1 pseudogene is annotated in these 263 nt (G+C 67.7%); it reads right to left on the reverse strand.

Annotation, left to right across the window (positions count from 1 at the left end):
• Positions 1-263, reverse strand: a pseudogene (locus ACK4SE_RS14230) (UTP--glucose-1-phosphate uridylyltransferase); the annotation flags it as partial.

Raw genomic sequence — 263 nt, forward strand, 5'->3', positions numbered from 1 at the left:
CTCGGCCTGTCGGGCCACGGCAGCCTCCAGCAGCCCGTCATGGCAGCCGCAGTCATACCGCGTGCCGCTGAACCGGAACGCCGTCAGATTGATGGCGTTGCGTGCAATGGCGTCGGTCAGCTGGATCTCACCGCCCGCGCCGCGCGGAATATGGCGCAGCGTGGCAAAGATGCTCGGATCCAGAATGTAGCGCCCGACTGCCGCCAGCAGCGAGGGGGCCAGTCCGGGGCCCGGTTTTTCGACCATGCCGGCAACGGTCATGC

Source organism: Brevundimonas sp. (genome assembly GCF_046293315.1).
Classification (GTDB): domain Bacteria; phylum Pseudomonadota; class Alphaproteobacteria; order Caulobacterales; family Caulobacteraceae; genus Brevundimonas.